General features: G+C 66.1%; 16 protein-coding genes and 1 tRNA gene. 8 read left to right on the top strand and 9 right to left on the bottom strand.

The genetic code is table 11. From position 1 onward, the window contains the following. Positions 1–83 precede the first annotated feature (83 nt). The 5 genes from CCK87_RS04570 (at position 84) to CCK87_RS04550 (ending at position 6,746) form a co-directional block, all read left to right on the top strand. Entirely contained in the window at positions 84–647 is a 564-nt protein-coding gene (locus tag CCK87_RS04570; RefSeq protein WP_086460234.1) for a small multidrug efflux protein, read from the top strand. Between the two features lie 104 nt (positions 648–751). Continuing rightward, positions 752–1,078 (top strand): DUF6504 family protein, encoded by a 327-nt coding sequence (locus CCK87_RS04565; protein WP_086460233.1) that lies wholly within the window; start codon positions 752–754, stop codon positions 1,076–1,078. A gap of 5 nt (positions 1,079–1,083) precedes the next feature. Next, the gene (gene dnaE, locus CCK87_RS04560) at positions 1,084–4,581 is read left to right on the top strand and encodes a DNA polymerase III subunit alpha (protein WP_086460232.1); all 3,498 of its coding nucleotides are present in this window, start codon (positions 1,084–1,086) and stop codon (positions 4,579–4,581) included. Positions 4,582–4,620: 39 nt separating this feature from the next. Further along, positions 4,621–5,718, top strand: a complete 1,098-nt coding sequence (locus CCK87_RS04555; RefSeq protein WP_170927138.1) for a winged helix DNA-binding domain-containing protein — start codon at positions 4,621–4,623, stop codon at positions 5,716–5,718. 47 nt (positions 5,719–5,765) lie between these two features. Continuing rightward, complete coding sequence (locus CCK87_RS04550) at positions 5,766–6,746, top strand: alpha/beta hydrolase (protein ID WP_086460230.1); 981 nt, start codon at positions 5,766–5,768, stop codon at positions 6,744–6,746. Positions 6,747–6,788: 42 nt separating this feature from the next. Here the strand turns inward: CCK87_RS04550 and CCK87_RS04545 are convergent, their stop codons facing one another. Then, positions 6,789–7,343, bottom strand: coding sequence for a YceI family protein (locus tag CCK87_RS04545; RefSeq protein WP_086460229.1), 555 nt, complete (start codon positions 7,341–7,343; stop codon positions 6,789–6,791). A 164-nt stretch (positions 7,344–7,507) separates the two neighbouring features. Between CCK87_RS04545 and CCK87_RS04540 the strand changes: the two genes are divergently transcribed. Together CCK87_RS04540 and CCK87_RS04535 are read left to right on the top strand one after the other, a co-directional pair. Next, complete coding sequence (locus tag CCK87_RS04540; protein WP_086460228.1) at positions 7,508–8,137, top strand: DsbA family protein; 630 nt, start codon at positions 7,508–7,510, stop codon at positions 8,135–8,137. 49 nt (positions 8,138–8,186) lie between these two features. Beyond that, positions 8,187–9,350: a hypothetical protein gene (locus CCK87_RS04535; RefSeq protein WP_249273703.1), complete on the top strand. Its 1,164-nt coding sequence runs from the start codon at positions 8,187–8,189 to the stop codon at positions 9,348–9,350. Between the two features lie 29 nt (positions 9,351–9,379). Here CCK87_RS04535 and CCK87_RS04530 read toward each other — a convergent pair whose 3' ends face one another. Further along, positions 9,380–10,204, bottom strand: coding sequence for a UbiA family prenyltransferase (locus CCK87_RS04530; protein ID WP_249273702.1), 825 nt, complete (start codon positions 10,202–10,204; stop codon positions 9,380–9,382). A 44-nt stretch (positions 10,205–10,248) separates the two neighbouring features. Continuing rightward, entirely contained in the window at positions 10,249–10,764 is a 516-nt protein-coding gene (locus CCK87_RS04525; RefSeq protein WP_086460226.1) for a MarR family transcriptional regulator, read from the bottom strand. A gap of 39 nt (positions 10,765–10,803) precedes the next feature. On the opposite strand from CCK87_RS04525, the gene CCK87_RS04520 reads away from it, so the two are divergent. Further along, entirely contained in the window at positions 10,804–11,844 is a 1,041-nt protein-coding gene (locus tag CCK87_RS04520) for an FUSC family protein (protein ID WP_086460225.1), read from the top strand. Here the strand turns inward: CCK87_RS04520 and CCK87_RS04515 are convergent. The 6 genes from CCK87_RS04515 to nadD form a co-directional block, all read right to left on the bottom strand. Next, positions 11,821–13,455, bottom strand: coding sequence for an MDR family MFS transporter (locus tag CCK87_RS04515; RefSeq protein ID WP_086460389.1), 1,635 nt, complete (start codon positions 13,453–13,455; stop codon positions 11,821–11,823). The two genes, CCK87_RS04520 and CCK87_RS04515, sit on opposite strands and share 24 nt — an antisense overlap. A 26-nt stretch (positions 13,456–13,481) precedes the next feature. Continuing rightward, positions 13,482–14,114: a TetR/AcrR family transcriptional regulator gene (locus CCK87_RS04510; protein WP_170927137.1), complete on the bottom strand. Its 633-nt coding sequence runs from the start codon at positions 14,112–14,114 to the stop codon at positions 13,482–13,484. 150 nt (positions 14,115–14,264) lie between these two features. After that, positions 14,265–14,337: transfer RNA gene (locus CCK87_RS04505), tRNA-Ala, on the bottom strand. A 107-nt stretch (positions 14,338–14,444) separates the two neighbouring features. After that, entirely contained in the window at positions 14,445–14,822 is a 378-nt protein-coding gene (rsfS, locus tag CCK87_RS04500) for a ribosome silencing factor (RefSeq protein ID WP_055852647.1), read from the bottom strand. Positions 14,823–14,828: 6 nt separating this feature from the next. Further along, a complete protein-coding gene (locus CCK87_RS04495) occupies positions 14,829–15,905 on the bottom strand; it encodes a hypothetical protein (protein WP_140162767.1) in 1,077 nt (358 codons plus the stop codon). Then, positions 15,902–16,504 (bottom strand): nicotinate-nucleotide adenylyltransferase, encoded by a 603-nt coding sequence (gene nadD / locus CCK87_RS04490; protein WP_082465812.1) that lies wholly within the window; start codon positions 16,502–16,504, stop codon positions 15,902–15,904. The genes CCK87_RS04495 and nadD overlap by 4 nt, the downstream gene beginning before the upstream one ends. Positions 16,505–16,507: the final 3 nt, after the last annotated feature.

The following is a 16,507-nucleotide window of genomic DNA, read 5'->3' as shown; positions in this document are numbered from 1 at the left end:
TCGATGGGGCAGCTCGTGCGCTGGGCTTGAGCATGACAAGGCCCCGTCGATCCGGGTGCCGCCACACGAGAAGGAGTCACACCATGGACCTCATCCCCCGCTTCCAGGATCTGGTCGCCCAGGTTCCCGAGCTCGTTCAACCGCTGATCGTCGCACTGGCCGGCGCCGTACCCTTCATCGAGGGCGAGGGGGCCGCCGTCATCGGCGTGATCGGCGGGGTGCATCCCGTGGCCGCCGTGCTCGCCGGTATCGCCGGCAATTTCCTCTGCGTACTCGTGCTCGTGACGCTGAGCTCGAGAACACGCTCGGCGATCATGAGCCACCGACGAAACCGCGCCGAGGCCCGCGAGGTGACCCTGGTCGGCGCCGGTTCCGTGGCGCATGACGAGAACGCAGACGTGGATGCACCGGAGTCGGGCCGAAAGACGGCTCGCTGGGTGAAATTCCAGCGCGCGCTCGACCGCTACGGCGTTCCCGGAGTCAGTCTGCTCGGGCCTCTGCTGCTGCCGACGCAGTTCACGGCGACGATGCTCACCGCGTCGGGAGTAGCCGCTCGACGCGTGCTGTTCTGGCAGGGTCTCGCCATCATCGGGTGGACGACCCTTCTCGGCGTGGTCGTCGGTGGTGTCGTGCACACCGTCACATAGTCGCACTCGCACGCCACGCTGGGGCGAGTGGCGGATGTCGGTGCCGGTTCGTACACTTCGAATATAGAAGATATATTCGAATGTCTCCCGATTGGAGAGCGGCCATGAACATCGAAGAACCCGTCACCGTCGAGCTGTCCGACGACGGCTCTCCCCTGAGATTCGAGTGGCGCGGAGTGCATTACGGAGTCATCAGCGCACCCGAACGCTGGTTCGCGCGGCGACCCTGGTGGCTGCTCGACGGCAGGGCCTCTCTCGGCACGGGCGGGGCCCTGATCGATCGTGAGATGTGGCGCGTCGATGCCGTACCGCTCACCGTCGGTATGCCGCGCCGCGACGGCACGTTCGATCTCGCCCTGCGCTCTGCACCGGGCGAGTGGCACATGTCCCGTGCCTTCGACGACGTTCTCGACACGCAGCTCTTCGCCTGACGCCGATGCCCCGATTCACCCACCTGCATGTCGCGTCGGCATACTCTGCGCACTTCGGAACATCCCAGCCCGAGGCGTTGGTCGCTTCCGCTGTGAGCGACGGCGCCGAGGTCGCGGCCATCACCGATCGCGACGGCCTCTACGGCGCCATCCGGCACGTGCGGGCCTGCATAGCCGCGGGCATCGACGCGGTCGTGGGTGTCGATCTCGCTCTGCTGCCAGAGCGAACGAGGCGCACCTCGACCCCGGGCAGACAGGCCGATTCCCCGGCTCCCCCAACCTCGGCTCCCCCGGCCTCGGCTCCCCCGGCCTCGGCTCCCGCGCGCATCACGGTCCTGGCGCACGGGCACAACTCCGGTGAGGGGTGGGCTGCACTCTGTCGGCTGATCAGTGCCGCCCACAGTCCTGCGGGCGACGGCATGCCGCGGCGTCCGAGCGATGTCGGCATCCAGCGCTCCCGTCCCAACGGGTTCCTCATCGGCGAGTCCGGCCCGGTCGCCACAGTATTGCTCGGCCCTGATTCCGACGTGGCGCAGGCGGTAGCCGCCGCAGATCTCCCACTCGCCGCATCCATGCTGGCCGAGTGGAAGAGGCTGCTGCCCGGCGCGATCGCGGTCGAGGTCGTATGCCACCTCACTGAACCGGGAGATCGCGCCAGCATCCGTCATGCCGCGCGCATGCTCGAACTCGCCGACAGCGTGGGCGTACCCGCGGTGCTGAGCAACGCCGTGAGATACCTGCGACCCGACGACGCGGTCACCGGTGACGTGCTCGACGCGGCCGATCGACTCCGCCCCCTGGGCGCGTTCCAGCCCCAACCCAATGCTCAGGCCTGGCTCAAATCGGCCGCTGCCATGAGGCGCCTCGCCTTCCTCATCGTCGATCACTCGGCACTGCCCCGATCAGCCGCCGAGCAGTTGCTGTCGCAGACCGAGCGCCTGGCCGACACCTGCAGACTCGACCCCCGAGCAGACCTCGCGTGGCGGCAGCCGAAGATTCCCTCGCACACCGTCCTCGGCGTCGACGGCGATCCGCTCGTCGAGCTGCGTCGACGCAGTGAGTCGGGCCTTCTCGAGCGCTACGGAGCTGCCCGGTCGAGCGAGCTCGAGTCCTTGAAGACCCGGCTCGACACAGAGATCGAGACGATCGGCCGATTCGGCTTCGCCAGCTACTTTCTCACCGTGGCCGAGGTCTCGGCGCTGATGCGGTCGATGAACGTGCGCAACCAGGCGCGAGGCTCCGGCGCCGGCAGCCTGGTGAACTATCTCCTGCGCATCTCCAACGTCGACCCGGCACGGCACGATCTGTTGTTCGAGCGATTCTTGGGAAACAAGCGCTCGACGCTGCCCGACATCGACATCGACGTCGAGTCCGCCCGCCGTCACGACATCTACCGCGCCATCTTCGAACGATTCGGCGAGAATCGCGTGAGCCTCATGTCGATGCAGAACACCTATCGTGCACGAGGCGCAGCGCGCGACGCCGGCCTCGCCCTCGGTCTCGACGACGCTCAGATCGACCTCGTCGCCACCAACCTCTGGCGTTTCAACGCTCGCGATTTTCGCCAAGTGCTCTCCGAGAAGCCCGAACTCCGAGAGATCGCCGCTCTCGTCAAGAACGACGCCCAGATCGACATGCTCGTCGATCTCACAGAACGACTCGATCGTCTCCCTCGCCACATCAGCATGCATCCGTGCGGCGTGATCCTCGGCAACGACGGGCTCCTCAACACCACGCCCGTGCAGCCGAGCGGCATGGGCCTGCCCATGAGCCAGTACGACAAACACGATATGGATGACGCCGGGCTGTTGAAGCTCGATGTACTCGGCGTGCGCATGCAGAGCACGCTGGCCTACGCCGTGTCCGAGATCCGTCGCATCCATGGGCGCCGAGCGGCCCACGCCGGCGGCCTGCCGGTCGATGCGCGCTACGTCAGCGCCGACGGCGTCATCGAGCTCGACGAGATTCCCCTCGACGACGAGGCCACCTTCGAGGCGATCCGAACCACGCGCACCCTCGGCATGTTCCAGATCGAGAGCCCGGGCCAACGCGAGTTGATCGGCAAGATGCAGCCCACGGAGTTCGAAGATCTGATCGCCGACATCTCCCTGTTCCGGCCCGGACCGATGAAGGGCAACATGGTGGCGCCGTTCCTCGACACGAAGCACGGCTTCGCCCAGCCGCAGTATCTGCACCCGACGTTCCGCCCCTTTCTCGAGAGCACCTACGGCGTCGTGATCTACCACGAGCAGATCCTGCGCATCTTCGCGGCCTGCATGAACGTCTCGCTCGCCGAGGGCGACGAGATGAGGAGAACGATCGAAGACCCCGAGGCCCGTGTCGAAGAACGATTCCGTCGACAGACCGCAGCGAACGTCGATAGCGACGGCGCGCGCATCTACGACGATCAGGCAATCGAGCGCATCTGGGCCGTGCTCAAAGGGTTCGGATCCTTCGGCTTCTGCAAGGCGCACGGAGCCGCCTTCGCCCTGCCGACCTTTCAGAGCGCGTGGCTCAAGACCCACTATCCCGCCGAATTCGTGGCGGCTCTGCTCACCCACGACCCCGGCATGTACCCGAAACGACTACTGCTGGCCGAGGCACGGCGCATGGGTGTGCCGATCCTGCCACTCGATGTCAGCGCGTCACGAGAGGTCTATACGGTCGAGCGCATCGAACCGCCTCGGCCGCAGGGTGTGCTCGCCGATCCCGACGACGTGATCCTCGGCATCCGGCTGTCGCTGAGCGATGTGCACGGAATCACCGGGGCCGAACTCGAGCGCATCCTCGCCAATCAGCCGTACGTGGGCATCGGCGACTTCTATCAGCGCGCGGCTCCATCGCGCGCCCTTCTCACCAGGCTCGGGCTGGTCGGCGCCCTCGATTCACTGGCCACGAGAGATGATGCGGCCGGTGACGGACACGCATCACGCGGCGACGTGATGGCCCGAGTGCGCGAGCTGATCGCACGGGGCAAACGTCCCGCGACCCGGAATGTCCAACCCACCCTGCCGATCTTCGTCGACGACAGAGAACAGCTGACGGAGGTCACGAGCGAACCGAGCATGGTCGAGCGCGTTGCGACCGAGCTCGACGTTCTGCAGATGGAGGTCAGCGAGCACGTGATCGAGAGCTACCGCCCCCTGCTCGACGAACTCGGTGTGATGCCCGCCAGCGAACTCCTCAACTGCTGGAACGGCACGACCGTGCTGGTGGCCGGAATCCGAGTGGCGACACAGACGCCCCCGATGCGCAGCGGCAAACGCGTCGTGTTCATCAGCCTCGACGATGGCTCGGGCTGCTCCGATTCCACCTTCTTCGAGGAGGCGCAAGACCGGGCCGGCCCTCTGCTGTTCGGCACCAAGCTCATGGTCATCCAAGGCAAGACGCGACGCACAGGAGAACGGGGAGTCTCGATCGAGGCGACGAACGCCTGGGACTTGAAGGCTCTCTGGGCGCAATGGCAGCAGACACAGCAGCGCCAGGAGCGCGAGGCCTCGTGAATGCGGCGGCACAGGCGCCCGGCGCGACAGAATAAACGCATGCGACGCACAGACCGCGCTCGGATCGCGAACCTCAGGCTGGTCTCCCAGCACCTGGCGGCGAGCGCACTCTCCTCACCCGCAGAAGTAGCTTTCTCGATGCTCGCGACACAGGCGCAAGACCTGTCGTCGGCGCAGTGGGCTCTGGGCGTGCGCAGCCCGGGCTCCACGCTCGCCGACGTCGACCGCGCATTCACCGAGGGCTCGATCGTGCGGTCATGGCCCTTCCGGGGAACACTCCATGTGACGCCCGCGGCAGACCTCGGCTGGATGCTCGCCCTCACCCGCGACAGAACTCTCCGCGGCGCGAAGACGAGACACGCCGGCCTGGGGCTCGACGAACAGACCTTCTCGCGCGCCGCCGGTGTCGTCCGCAGCTCGTTGCAAGGGGGTGGGCGATTGTCGCGGGCGGCCCTGCTCGCCGAGCTCGATGCTGCCGGCGTCGCCACCGACCATCAGCGCGGTAGCCACATCATCTGGTACCTGGCCCATGCCGGCCTCATCTGCTTCGGTCCGATGGGGGCCACGGGGCAGTCCGTGGTGCTGACCGACGAATGGGTGACGGAGCCGCGCCAGCTCTCCCCCGATGAGGCACTCGCCGAACTCGCGGTGCGCTACTTCACGTCGCACGGCCCGGCGACGCTTCGCGATCTCCTCTGGTGGAGCAAAGTCCTGGTGCCGGAGGCGAGACGAGGCATCGAGGGCGCCGGCGACAGACTTCGCCGCATAGAGGTCGATGGCACGACCTACTATCTGGCGGCAGACCAGGCAGACGAGCCCGTCGTACCCGGGCTCGTTCTGCTCCCCGGCTTCGACGAATACCTCCTGGGCTACGAGAACCGCGATGCCGTGCTGGCTCGAGAGCACAGCGCCCGCGTCGTGCCCGGCTCGAACGGCATCTTCCTGCCGATGGTCGTCTCGAACGGTCAGGTGGTCGGCACCTGGCGGCGAACGATTCGACGGGCTTCGGTCGACATCGCAGCGTCGACGTTCGCGCCGATGACCTCCACGGTCACCGCCCGCTACGTGAAGGCCGCCCGACGGTACGCCCGATACCTGGGGCTCGACCAGGGTGAGACGACGATCGCCGACTCCTGAGGTCTGCGGCAATCCGTGCGCCCGTGCGACAACGAAGACACTTCGATATGACTCCCGCCGATGCCTCCTCACCGCGCTACGCTCCGTTCGGCCTCGACGCCGACCCGGCGGCGTCGAGCCTCATCTCGAGCACCGTCGAGACAGAACTCGGGTCAGTCCGCGTGCACAGCTCGATGACGCGAAGCGGATCGACCGCCACGCTGCTGCTGCACGGCGCGGCCGGCAGCTGGACGACGTGGACGCCTCTTCTCGCGGCCGCCCGGGCCACGGGAGCGCCGCTCGCCGATGTGGTGGCCATCGATCTGCCGGGGTGGGGCGATTCGCCCGGCCCGCGCATCCGGTCGCGTCTCACCCTCGACTCGCTGGCCGATGTGGTCTGGCGTGTCGTCACGCACCTCGGCTACACCCGTGCCGACATCGTCGGCCACTCCCTGGGCGCCTTCATCGCGCTGCACCTCGCGGCGACCCGCCCGGCGAGTGTCGATGCCGTTCGCCTCGTCTCGGCGACGAGCTACTCGGTGCTCGCGAGCATCGAGCATCCGGTGCGATCATTCGGTGCCGTTCCCGGCTTCACTTTGCTGCTCGGCGTGTTCCGGCTGCTTCGGATGGGTGGAGATCGCGGCGCTGGGCTCGTGCGGGCCGTTCGGCGCGTCGGGCTGCTGCGCGTCGCCGTGAGTCCGCTCTTCCGACATCCACGTCTCGTGCCGCGATCGGTCGTAAGCGCGCTGGCCGACGAGGTGCGGCCCGACAGTTTCGTGCGTGCCGCGGAGGCGACCCGCGGCTACGGCCTGCAGCGACGCTGGGCGAGCATCCGGTGCCCCGTGTGGGCCGTGCGGGGCGACGCCGACTCGTTCGTACCGTCGCGCGACCTCACCGGCCTGCTTCGCGCGATCCCGCTCGCGACACTCGCCGAGATCGGCGACTGCGGCCATTTCGCTCACATCGAGCGCCCCGGTGAGACGTTGGATGCCCTCGGCCTGATGCCCTCGCGACCGCGGCCCGCACACGACGAAGCCGCCGCCCGGTGATTCCGGGCGACGGCTTCGATACGCGGATGATCCGCGACAGAACTACTTCTGGAGCGAGGCCTGAAGGTCGATCGTGATGGTGACCTCGTCGCCGACGAGAACTCCACCGGTCTCGAGGGGAGCGTTCCAGCTGACACCGAAGTCGTTGCGGTTGATCTTGGTGGTCGCGGTCAGTCCGGCCTTGTAGTTGCCGTACAGGTCGTCCTGGAATCCACCGAACTCGAGGTCGAACGTGACCGGCTTGGTCACGCCCTTGATCGTGAGGTCTCCGTCGACGAGGAAGTCGCCACCCTCGTAGCGGATGCCGGTCGACACGAAGGTCAGCTCGGGGTGCGTGGGGGCGTCGAAGAAGTCGTTGGTGCGCAGGTGACCGTCGCGGTTCTCGTCGTTCGTGTTGATCGAAGCGACCTCGGCCTTGGCCGTGACGGTGGAGTCGAGCGGGTTCTCGCCCGTGGTGAAGGTGGCGTCGAACTTCTCGAACTTGCCCTTGACCTTGCTGATGAGCAGGTGGCGAACGCTGAACGAGACCTCGGAGTGCGAAGCATCGATAGTCCAGGTGCCGGCCTTGTAACCCGGGATGTTGATCGTGTCGGTCATGATTTCTCTTTTCGTCTGAGACAGAAGGGAGTGGGTCAGAACCCACTTCGATACAAATGCATGTACCACCGCGATTATTCCACTTCAGTCGAACCAGATTCTGAATAGCCGGTGAATGTCGTCACGCGGCGACATAGTCGGACGGCAGTTGAGAAGATTGCAGAATGACGAATGACAACACACGCGTGGATTTCTGGTTCGACCCATCGTGCCCTTGGGCCTGGATGACGAGCCGCTGGGTCGACGAGGTATCCGGCCACCGCGACCTCGACGTGCACTGGCACATCATGAGCCTCGCGATCCTGAACGAGAACAACGACGTGCCCGAGTCCTACCGAGCCTTCTTTCCGCGCGCTCTGCGCTACGCGCGTGTCGTGGCGACCGCCGAGGCGTTGCACGGTGAAGAGACGCTCAAGCCGCTGTACGACGCGCTCGGCCGGCGCATCCATCTCGACGAGCGGGCGACCGACGTCGAGGCCGTGGTCGCGGAATCGCTTGCCGAGGCGGGGCTCGACGCATCGATCGCCGACCGGGCGCTTCCGGATGCCGATGGCCGATTCGAATTCGAGGCCGAGTTGCGCGCATCCCACCGCAGCGGCATCGACCTGGTCGGCGACGATGTCGGAACTCCGATCATCGCCGTGAACGGCGTCGCCTTCTTCGGCCCCGTCATCTCGCCCGCACCGCACGGCGAGCAGGCACTCGCCCTGTGGGACGGGATCGTCGCAGCAGCGTCCTACGACGGGTTCTTCGAGCTCAAACGCAGCCGCACCCGCGATCCGATCTTCTCCTAAAGTCCCGGTAATCCCGGGATTCTAAAGAGCGTCGCCTACCCTGGAGATCATGGCCCATTCCGTTCTGAGATTCTTCGGCGTGCTCGCGACGGTCACCGCGCTCGTCGCGGTGCCGTTCGCGGGCGCTGCCGCAGGCCCGCTTCGCGCCGCCGACTATCCCTCTTGGGACGACGTGCAGGCGGCCAAGCAGAACGAAGCCACGGCCCAGGCCGAGGCAGAACGGATCAGCGGCCTTCTCGACGAGCTCGAGGCGACGGCCACCACCCTCAGCAACGAAGCGCTGAAGCGCGGCCAGGAATATCTTGTCGCGACGTACAACCGAGACGCGGCGCAGACCTCGGCCGACGACCTCGAGACCCGGGCGACCGAGGCCTCGACGAAGGCCGATGCGGCGAAGCGCCAGGTCGGCCAGATCGCCGCGCAACTCTACAAGTCCGGCGGCGACAACGGCACGGCCAATCTGTTGCTGAACGGCGATAAGTCGAAACAGCTGCTCTACAAGCTCGGCACGATGAGTCAACTCACGGCGCAGACCGTCGGCCTGCGCGACGCCGCCGAGATCGCAGCCAACAACGCGACGTCTCTGAGAGAGCAGGCCGATGCCGCGTTGGCCGAACGCGACCGGCTGTCGACCGAGGCAGAGACCGCCCTCGCAGCGGCGAAAGACTCCAAGGCGGCGGCCGACGCCCAGGTCGTCGAGGAACAGGCGCACAGCGCCACCCTGTACGAGCAGCTTGCAGCGTTGAAGAACACGACCGCCGCCGCCGAGCAGGGCTATCGAGATGGCCTCGCCAAGGCGGCCGAGGAGGCCGCTCGCAAAGCGGCAGCCGAGGCCGCGGAAGCGGCGAACGACGCTGGCGGCGATGGCAGTTCCTGGGTGCCCGATTCTGGCTCGGTCGCGTCACCCGCCGAGGCGAAGCAGATCGCGTTCAACATGCTCGGCTCCTATGGCTGGGGCGGCGATCAGCAGAGCTGTCTCGTTCAACTCTGGACAGGCGAGTCCGGCTGGCGCGTCAATGCCTACAACCCCGACAGCGGCGCCTACGGCATCCCCCAGTCGCTGCCCGCCAACAAGATGGCCAGCGCTGGAGCCGACTGGCCCACCAACGCAGCCACCCAGATCACCTGGGGACTCGACTACATCAGCGGCCGTTACGGCACACCCTGCAATGCCTGGGCAAGCTGGAACGCGAGATCACCGCACTGGTACTGACCCGGCCAGGTCTGATAAGTCGCGTCTGGTCAGCGCCCGACAAGACTCGAGCCGGCCGTCGTCAGCAGAACAACGTCGACGACCGCGCTGGCGATGATCAGCTGAAAGAGCAGCCGCGTCGGCGGCCGGGTGAGCGCCAGGGCAATCCCCGCCACCGCGATGGCGACGCCTGCGACAAGTCCGATCACGGCAACAGCGATCAACTCGGGCGACGACGACGCGATGCCGATCGACGCGATGAGCGAGGCTAACGCGAGGGAAGCGAACGCGACCACACCCGACGGGCGACGACCGAGGATGTGAGGCAGCCCTCGCACCCCGGTGCGGGCGTCGTCGTCGAGGTCAGGGAGAACGTTGGCGAAATGCGCCCCGAAGCCCAACAGCGCTCCGACAGCGATCGCCCACCATGCCGCGGGCCGCGGCTCGATCAATGACAGCGTCACGAACAGCGGAAGCGTTCCGAACGTGACCAGATACGGGACTCCCGATGCCGGCGTGCGCTTGAGCCACGCGTTGTAACTCCACCCAGACGCGATTCCGATGATATTCACGAGTGCGGCGAGCGGGCCGAGCAGCAGAGACAGCGGCACGGCGACGACGACGGCAGCGATGGCGGCGCCACGAACCGCCGATCGACTCACCACGCCGGATGCGATGGGCTTATCCGGGCGCGCGACCGCCGAGTCCCGATCGGCATCGATCCAGTCGTTGCTCCACCCGATCGACAGCTGGCCCGCGAGCATGGCCGCCCCCACGAGCACGATCCGTGCCGGATCGACGCCCACTCCCACTGCGAGGATGACGGTGACGAGAGTGACGGCGATCGCCGGCCCCGGATGAGACGCGCTGATCATCCCCCGGAGCATATGTCGAAGTATAGAGAGTGGCCGGGCGTCGCTCAGGATCGCTCGATGCTGGCGAGGAGCATCGTGAGCGATCGTGCTAGTGCGGCGCGCTCATCACCCTTCAGGCCCGCGAGAAGGGAGTTCTCTGCCGAGAGCTGGAGAGGGAACACCTCGTCGACGAGGTCTCGACCCGCTGCCGTCAACGAGATCAACGCTCCCCGGCCATCGGCGGGATTCATGGAACGACTCACCAGCCCGCGCCCCTCGAGCTGCTTGAGCCTCTTCGTGGTCGAGGGAGCCGTCGCGAGAGAGATCGTACGCAACTCGCCAGGAGATCTCGGCGTAGCGGATCGCCTGAGAACGGCGAGGATGTCGAACTCCCCGCGCGTGAGCCCGTGAGCGGCGAGCACCTCGTCGCTGCGGTGCACGATCAACGCCGCACTACGAAGCACGCGCCCCACGACGCCGATTGCCTCGAGGTCGAGGTCCGGTCTGATACGGCGCCACTCGCGCTGAATATCGTCGACCGCGTCGCCGCGATCGGTGCCACTGACCTCCGCGCCAGTCATCGGACCTCCACAAAATAATTTACTAGTAAACTATATCCAATGAGCTCGCCCATCCTTCCCCACCCGCGTCATCTCGTGGCATTCGGTCCGCACAGAGGCGCTCACACGGTGGCGGTCCGGGCCGGCATCTCGATGGCCGTGCCGCTGATCGTGCTGTGGCTCACAGATCATCTCGACCTGTCGCTCTACGCGGCATTCGGGGCATTCACCGCACTGTACGGACGCAACCACAGCCATCTCCCCCGCCTACGCATGCAGTCGCTCGCCGCCGCGATGCTGGTCGCAGCTGTCGTCATCGGAACGACCGTCGGCATATTCGAGGCCCGCGAATGGATCGTCGTGCCCGTCGTCGCCGTCGTCGCGGCCGTCGTGACGATCATCTCGGATGCCGCCGACCTGCATCCACCGGGCGCGCTGTTCGCCACCTTCGCGGTCGCGGCGTGCGCATCCGTGCCGAGCACGACCGGGTCGATCTGGCTGGCGTTAGCCGTCGCGTCGGCCAGTGCCGCGCTCTCGCTCGCCATCGGCGTCGTCGGCTTCGCCCACCCTGCCGCGCGGATCCGGCCGCACTCGCGATTCTCCGTCTCGTTCCGCGATGCGATTGCCCGACCAGCACAAGTCTCGACGATCGCCCGACTCGTGACCGGAATCCTCGTCGCCGGAATCGTTCCCACCCTCGCGGGAATCGGGCATCCGTATTGGGCGATGGTCGCGGTCGTCGCAGCCCTGTCGGGGCCGGATGCGACGGCACGGCTCGTGCGCGCCGGTCACCGGATCCTCGGAACACTCGTCGGCCTCGGCCTCGCCGCGCTCATCTTCGCGATCGACCTGCCGACCGCAGCGACCATCGCCGTCGTAGTGGCACTGCAGATGACCGCCGAACTCTTCATCGGCCGCAACTACGGACTGACCATGGTCTTCGTCACCCCGCTCGCGCTCTGCATGATCGAACTCGCACACGCGGTCGACGGAGGCGCGCTCATCGCTGACCGCTTCGTGGAGACGGTGTTCGGAGCGGTGATCGGCATCGGACTCACCCTCCTGTGGCGCTCCCGATCATCGACGATCGTCGACCCGTGACGGGCGGCCCGCATCGGCGTGGGACGAACCAGAGTCGACACCCGATCGCTCGTCCGCCTCGAGACGCTCGGCTTCGTCTCCGCCAATAGCCTCTCCGCGGGCGACGAGTCCCGCCACATCCGACAGCGGAATCTGCTTGAGGAAGAGCGAGAGCAGGAAGGCGAGTCCGATGAAGGGCAGCAGGAACCAGAACACGGGCGCCAGCGCATCGGCGTAGGCCGTGACGATGCCATCACGCACACTGTCGGGCAGCTGCGACAGCGTCTGCGGGTCGAGTGTCGACGTCGATGCGGCGGCGTCCGACGCACTGGCCCCGGCGTTCGTGAAGACGGCCGTGAGGTTCTCTGAGAGGCGCGTGGTGAAGATGGTGCCGAACACCGCGACTCCGAGAGAGGCGCCCACTTCGCGGAAATAGTTGTTCGTGCTCGTCGCAGTGCCGACCATCGAGGGATTCACCGAGTTCTGCGCCACGAGTACGACGACCTGCATGATGAGGCCGAGGCCGGCGCCGAAGACGAACAGGAAGATGCAGATGAGCCAGATCGGGGTATCAGCGGTCAGTGTCGTCATCGCCACCATTGCCGCGGCGGTCAGCAACGTTCCCACGATCGGGAAGAGCTTGTAGCGGCCGGTGCGAGTGATGGCGACTCCCGACACGATCGACGTGCCGATGAGGCCGACCATCATCGGCAGCATCAGCAGACCCGATGCAGCCGCCGAGGTGCCCGACGACATCTGGAGGAAGGTCGGGATGAAGCCGATGGCCGAGAACATGCCGAGTCCCAGCGTGAGCCCGATCAAGGTCGCGTTGACGAAGGTGCGGTTCGTGAACAGGGCGAGCGGGATCACCGGGTCTTTCGCCCGAGCCTCGACGATGACGAACAGGATCGCGGCGACGATCATGCCGGCCCCGAACATCCAGGTCTCGGGCGCGGCCCAGCCGTGGTCGGTCTTGTCGCCGCCGAAGTCGGTGAAGAAGATGAGGCAGGTCGTGAAGGCCGAGAGCAGGATCACGCCGAGGATGTCGATCGGCTGCGTCGCCTTCTTGCTCGGCAGCCGGAGCGCGAACCAGGCGATCGCGAAGGCCGCGATGCCCACGGGGATGTTGATGTAGAACGCCCACTGCCAGGTGAGGTGGTCGACGAAGAAGCCTCCGAGCAGGGGTCCGCCGACGGCGGAGAGGCCGAAGATCGCACCCAGCGGGCCGAGGTACTTGCCGCGCTCGGAAGCCGGAACGATGTCGGCGATGATCGCCTGCGACAGGATCATCAGACCGCCGCCGCCCAGACCCTGGATGGCACGGAACACGATGAGCTGCGTGAAGTCGCCGGCGAAGGCACAGCCGACCGACGCGATGGTGAACAGCGCGATCGCGATGAGGAACAGGTTGCGGCGGCCGAGCACGTCTCCGAATTTTCCGTACACGGGCATCACGATAGTGGTGGCGAGAAGGTAGGCCGTGGTCAGCCAGACCTGGTGCTCGACGCCGCCGAGCTGCCCGACGATGGTGGGCATGGCGGTGGAGACGATCGTCTGGTCGAGGCTCGAGAGGAGCATGCCGGCGATGAGGGCGCCGAAGATGATCCAGATGCGCCTCTTCGTGAGGAGCATCGGCCTCTCGGCGATGGAGGCAGTAGTCACGGGTGGGCCTTTCGAGGAGTGGAATCGGCGAGCACGGTGCGTGCAGCAGAGAGGGAGTCAGTAAGGATGGAGGTGAAGTCGAGGGGGGCCGCGAGGGCATGCATGCGCTCGCCCACGCTGCGCAGCAGACCGACCAGGACGTATGCGACGGCCTGCGCCCGGAGATCATCGACCGCGACATTCTCGCGCTCGGCGACGAGAGCGACGAGTTGCCGCTCGCGCTCCTTGCTCATGCCGATGAAGCGCTGAAGGAGTCGAGGCTCTCGGTCCAGAGCAGCGAAGAAGTACGCGTGCTCCTGCGCTGTGCCCTCGAGCGTACCGAAGTGCTCGATAGCCAGCTCGAGCAGATCGTCGATGACGACAGGCCAGCCACGGGACCCCCGGGCCAGGAACTCCCCCGCGAAGATCTGCGACTCGGCGTCGGGATCGACACCGATGACCGCATCCTCCTTGGTGCGGAAGTAGTTGAAGAACGTGCGTCGGGATACACCGACCTCATCGCAGAGCTGCTCGACGGTGAAACCGGCGAGGCCGTGCTCGGCAGTGAGCCGTCGAGAAGTGGAGGTCAGACGTGACGCCGTCTCAAGACGGCGCCGCTCACGACGATCGACGATTGCACTTTCATTCACAAAGTGCAGTATTGCACTTTGTTACCGTGGGTGCAATCTTGTCGAGAAGCCCGTCATCACCGTCGGCTGATCCCAGGCAGCCTTGGGCAAAAAGAACTTGGGCAAAAAGAAAGGAACCACCCTCTCGGGCGGTTCCCTTTTTGATTCCGGTGGAGCTGAGGGGATTCGAACCCCTGACCCCCTGCATGCCATGCAGGTGCGCTACCAACTGCGCCACAGCCCCGAACATGTCTCCGCCTGGGCTTTCGCACCGGGCCGAAACAACTTGCCTAGCTTACAACATGGATCCCGCTGAAGAAAAATCGAGAGGCGATCCGGCTGTCGTCAGCGTCAGGCGCTGGCCTCCGAAGACGCGAGCTCGATCGGAACGACAGGGCAGTCCTTCCAGAGACGCTCGAGCGAGTAGTACATGCGGTCTTCCTCGTGGAAGACGTGCACGACGATGTCGCCGAAGTCGAGAAGAGCCCAGCGGCCCTCCGAGAGACCTTCGCGGCGCAGGATCTTGACGCCCTGCTCGGCGAAGCGGTCGATGATCTCCTCGCCGATGGCCACGACGTTGCGCTCATTGCGACCGGAGGCGAGCAAGAAGATGTCGGCGAGGGGAAGCGGGCCGGATACGTCGAGAGCGACGAGATCGGATGCCTGCTTCGAATCAGCGGCGGATGCCGCGATCTGGGTGAGCTCGATGGAGCGTGCTGAGGCTGTCAATTGAATTTAGAAGATCCTGAAGACAAAGGCGGCGAGCAGAAGGCCCACGACGCCGATCGCGAGAACACCCGCGGTGATCGCGAGGACGACAGGCACGTTGACCCTGCCCCGCTTGGGAGGAGCGACGAGGGCGTTGTTCGACGCCCCAGTGCTGACTGCTCGGCTGGCACTGACCGGAGCGACGTCGTCGCCGCTCTGCTCGGTCTCACCGATGTCGAGGAGTGCGTCGAGATCTTTAGACTCGATGCCGGCCGCAGGAGCGCCGCTGGCGCCCATGCTCGAGGGCAGGTCGATCGACCCGGTGATGATGACCTCACCGGTCTCGTCGAGAGCTGTGCCCATGTCCATGCTGCTGGGAACGGCGGGAAGAACCAGCGCGCTCGTCTGCGACGAGTTGGTCGATCCGACGGTACGCGACGAGATGAGGTCGTCGAACGACGCGTTGGAGTCGTCGATCTTCGCCGGAGCCTGCTCGTCGGGGACGACGGTCGGAGGCTGGAAGATGGGAGCGAGAATAGGGCCGCTCGAGAGCGACTCGACGGTGATCTCGGTGACAGAGTCTCCGTCGTCGGGGTCGTCGTCGATCGGCACATCATCGGTGCCGGAATCGTCGGTTCGCGAGTCACCGGTGCGCGAATCACCGGATCGCTTCTCGTCGATCTGCGGCTCATCGATGACGAGTTCTTCGACGATGGGCTCGGACTCGCTCGCCTCGGGCGCGAAGCTCGAGATCGGGTCGGATGCGCCGCGTGCGCTGACCGGAGACGGCGTCTGCTGCGGGGTCTCGCGCTCGAACGTGGGAATCGCCTGAGTCGGCTCTTCGACCACGACGGCGTCTTCGACGACCTCGGTGGCGTCGGATGTCTGGGTGGCTTCGGTTTCGGAGTTCGCGGACTCGTCGGAAGGAGCCGCGGCGTCGGGCTCTGCCGTGTCGGGAACGGCGCTCGCATCGGCCTCGGCTGCGCGGCGCGCAGCCTCTTCGTTCACCTTCGCGGCGTCCTGCCGGTCTTTCTTGGGCATGGTGCGCTCGAGTTCGCGCAGCTGGCGCCGTGTCAGCGGCTGCTCGTCGGGAGACAACGTCATTCAAAACTCCGATATAGATGGTGCTTGGTGATGTACTGTACGACACCGTCGGGTACCAAGTACCACACCGGAAAACCCCGGCCCACCCGGCCGCGTATGTCAGTGGACGATATCGCTAGAGCCGGAACTTCCAAATAGCTTACGTCTTCATGCGGCAAAGCGGAAATGGACAGCGGATGTCCGGGCCGGGAGACGGCCACGAAGTGGGCGAGCGACCAGAGTTCGTCGGCGTTCTTCCACCCCAGGATCTGAGCGATGGCGTCGGCACCCGAGATGAAGAACAGGTCGGCGTCGGGTCGCTGTTCGTGCAGATCGCGCAGGGTGTCGATCGTGTAGGTGTCGCCGACGCGGTCGATGTCGACGCGGCTCACGGTGAACCGCGGATTGGACGCCGTGGCGATGACCGTCATGAGATAGCGGTGTTCGGCCGGCGTGACGACCTTCTTCTGCCAGGGCTGTCCGGTGGGGACGAACACCACTTCGTCGAGGTCGAACGACTGGGCTACCTCGCTGGCGGCAACGAGGTGTCCGTGGTGGATGGGGTCGAAGGTTCCACCCATCACACCGATCCGGGCACGCCTGCCGCTGGCGGAGGTCACGTT

Source organism: Agreia sp. VKM Ac-1783 (genome assembly GCF_900177765.1).
In the GTDB taxonomy this organism is placed as follows: Bacteria; Actinomycetota; Actinomycetes; order Actinomycetales; family Microbacteriaceae; genus Agreia.
This window is presented reverse-complemented; position numbering and strand designations above follow the sequence as displayed.

Excerpts from the sequence above, each read along its gene's own strand:
- CCK87_RS04570 (WP_086460234.1), top strand. The coding sequence starts at position 84 with ATGGACCTCATCCCCCGCTTCCAGGATCTGGTCGCCCAGGTTCCCGAG.
- CCK87_RS04565 (WP_086460233.1), top strand. The coding sequence starts at position 752 with ATGAACATCGAAGAACCCGTCACCGTCGAGCTGTCCGACGACGGCTCT.
- dnaE (WP_086460232.1), top strand. The coding sequence starts at position 1,084 with ATGCCCCGATTCACCCACCTGCATGTCGCGTCGGCATACTCTGCGCAC.
- CCK87_RS04555 (WP_170927138.1), top strand. The coding sequence starts at position 4,621 with ATGCGACGCACAGACCGCGCTCGGATCGCGAACCTCAGGCTGGTCTCC.
- CCK87_RS04550 (WP_086460230.1), top strand. The coding sequence starts at position 5,766 with ATGACTCCCGCCGATGCCTCCTCACCGCGCTACGCTCCGTTCGGCCTC.
- CCK87_RS04545 (WP_086460229.1), bottom strand. The coding sequence starts at position 7,343 with ATGACCGACACGATCAACATCCCGGGTTACAAGGCCGGCACCTGGACT.
- CCK87_RS04540 (WP_086460228.1), top strand. The coding sequence starts at position 7,508 with ATGACGAATGACAACACACGCGTGGATTTCTGGTTCGACCCATCGTGC.
- CCK87_RS04535 (WP_249273703.1), top strand. The coding sequence starts at position 8,187 with ATGGCCCATTCCGTTCTGAGATTCTTCGGCGTGCTCGCGACGGTCACC.
- CCK87_RS04530 (WP_249273702.1), bottom strand. The coding sequence starts at position 10,204 with ATGATCAGCGCGTCTCATCCGGGGCCGGCGATCGCCGTCACTCTCGTC.
- CCK87_RS04525 (WP_086460226.1), bottom strand. The coding sequence starts at position 10,764 with ATGACTGGCGCGGAGGTCAGTGGCACCGATCGCGGCGACGCGGTCGAC.
- CCK87_RS04520 (WP_086460225.1), top strand. The coding sequence starts at position 10,804 with ATGAGCTCGCCCATCCTTCCCCACCCGCGTCATCTCGTGGCATTCGGT.
- CCK87_RS04515 (WP_086460389.1), bottom strand. The coding sequence starts at position 13,455 with ATGCTCCTCACGAAGAGGCGCATCTGGATCATCTTCGGCGCCCTCATC.
- CCK87_RS04495 (WP_140162767.1), bottom strand. The coding sequence starts at position 15,905 with ATGACGTTGTCTCCCGACGAGCAGCCGCTGACACGGCGCCAGCTGCGC.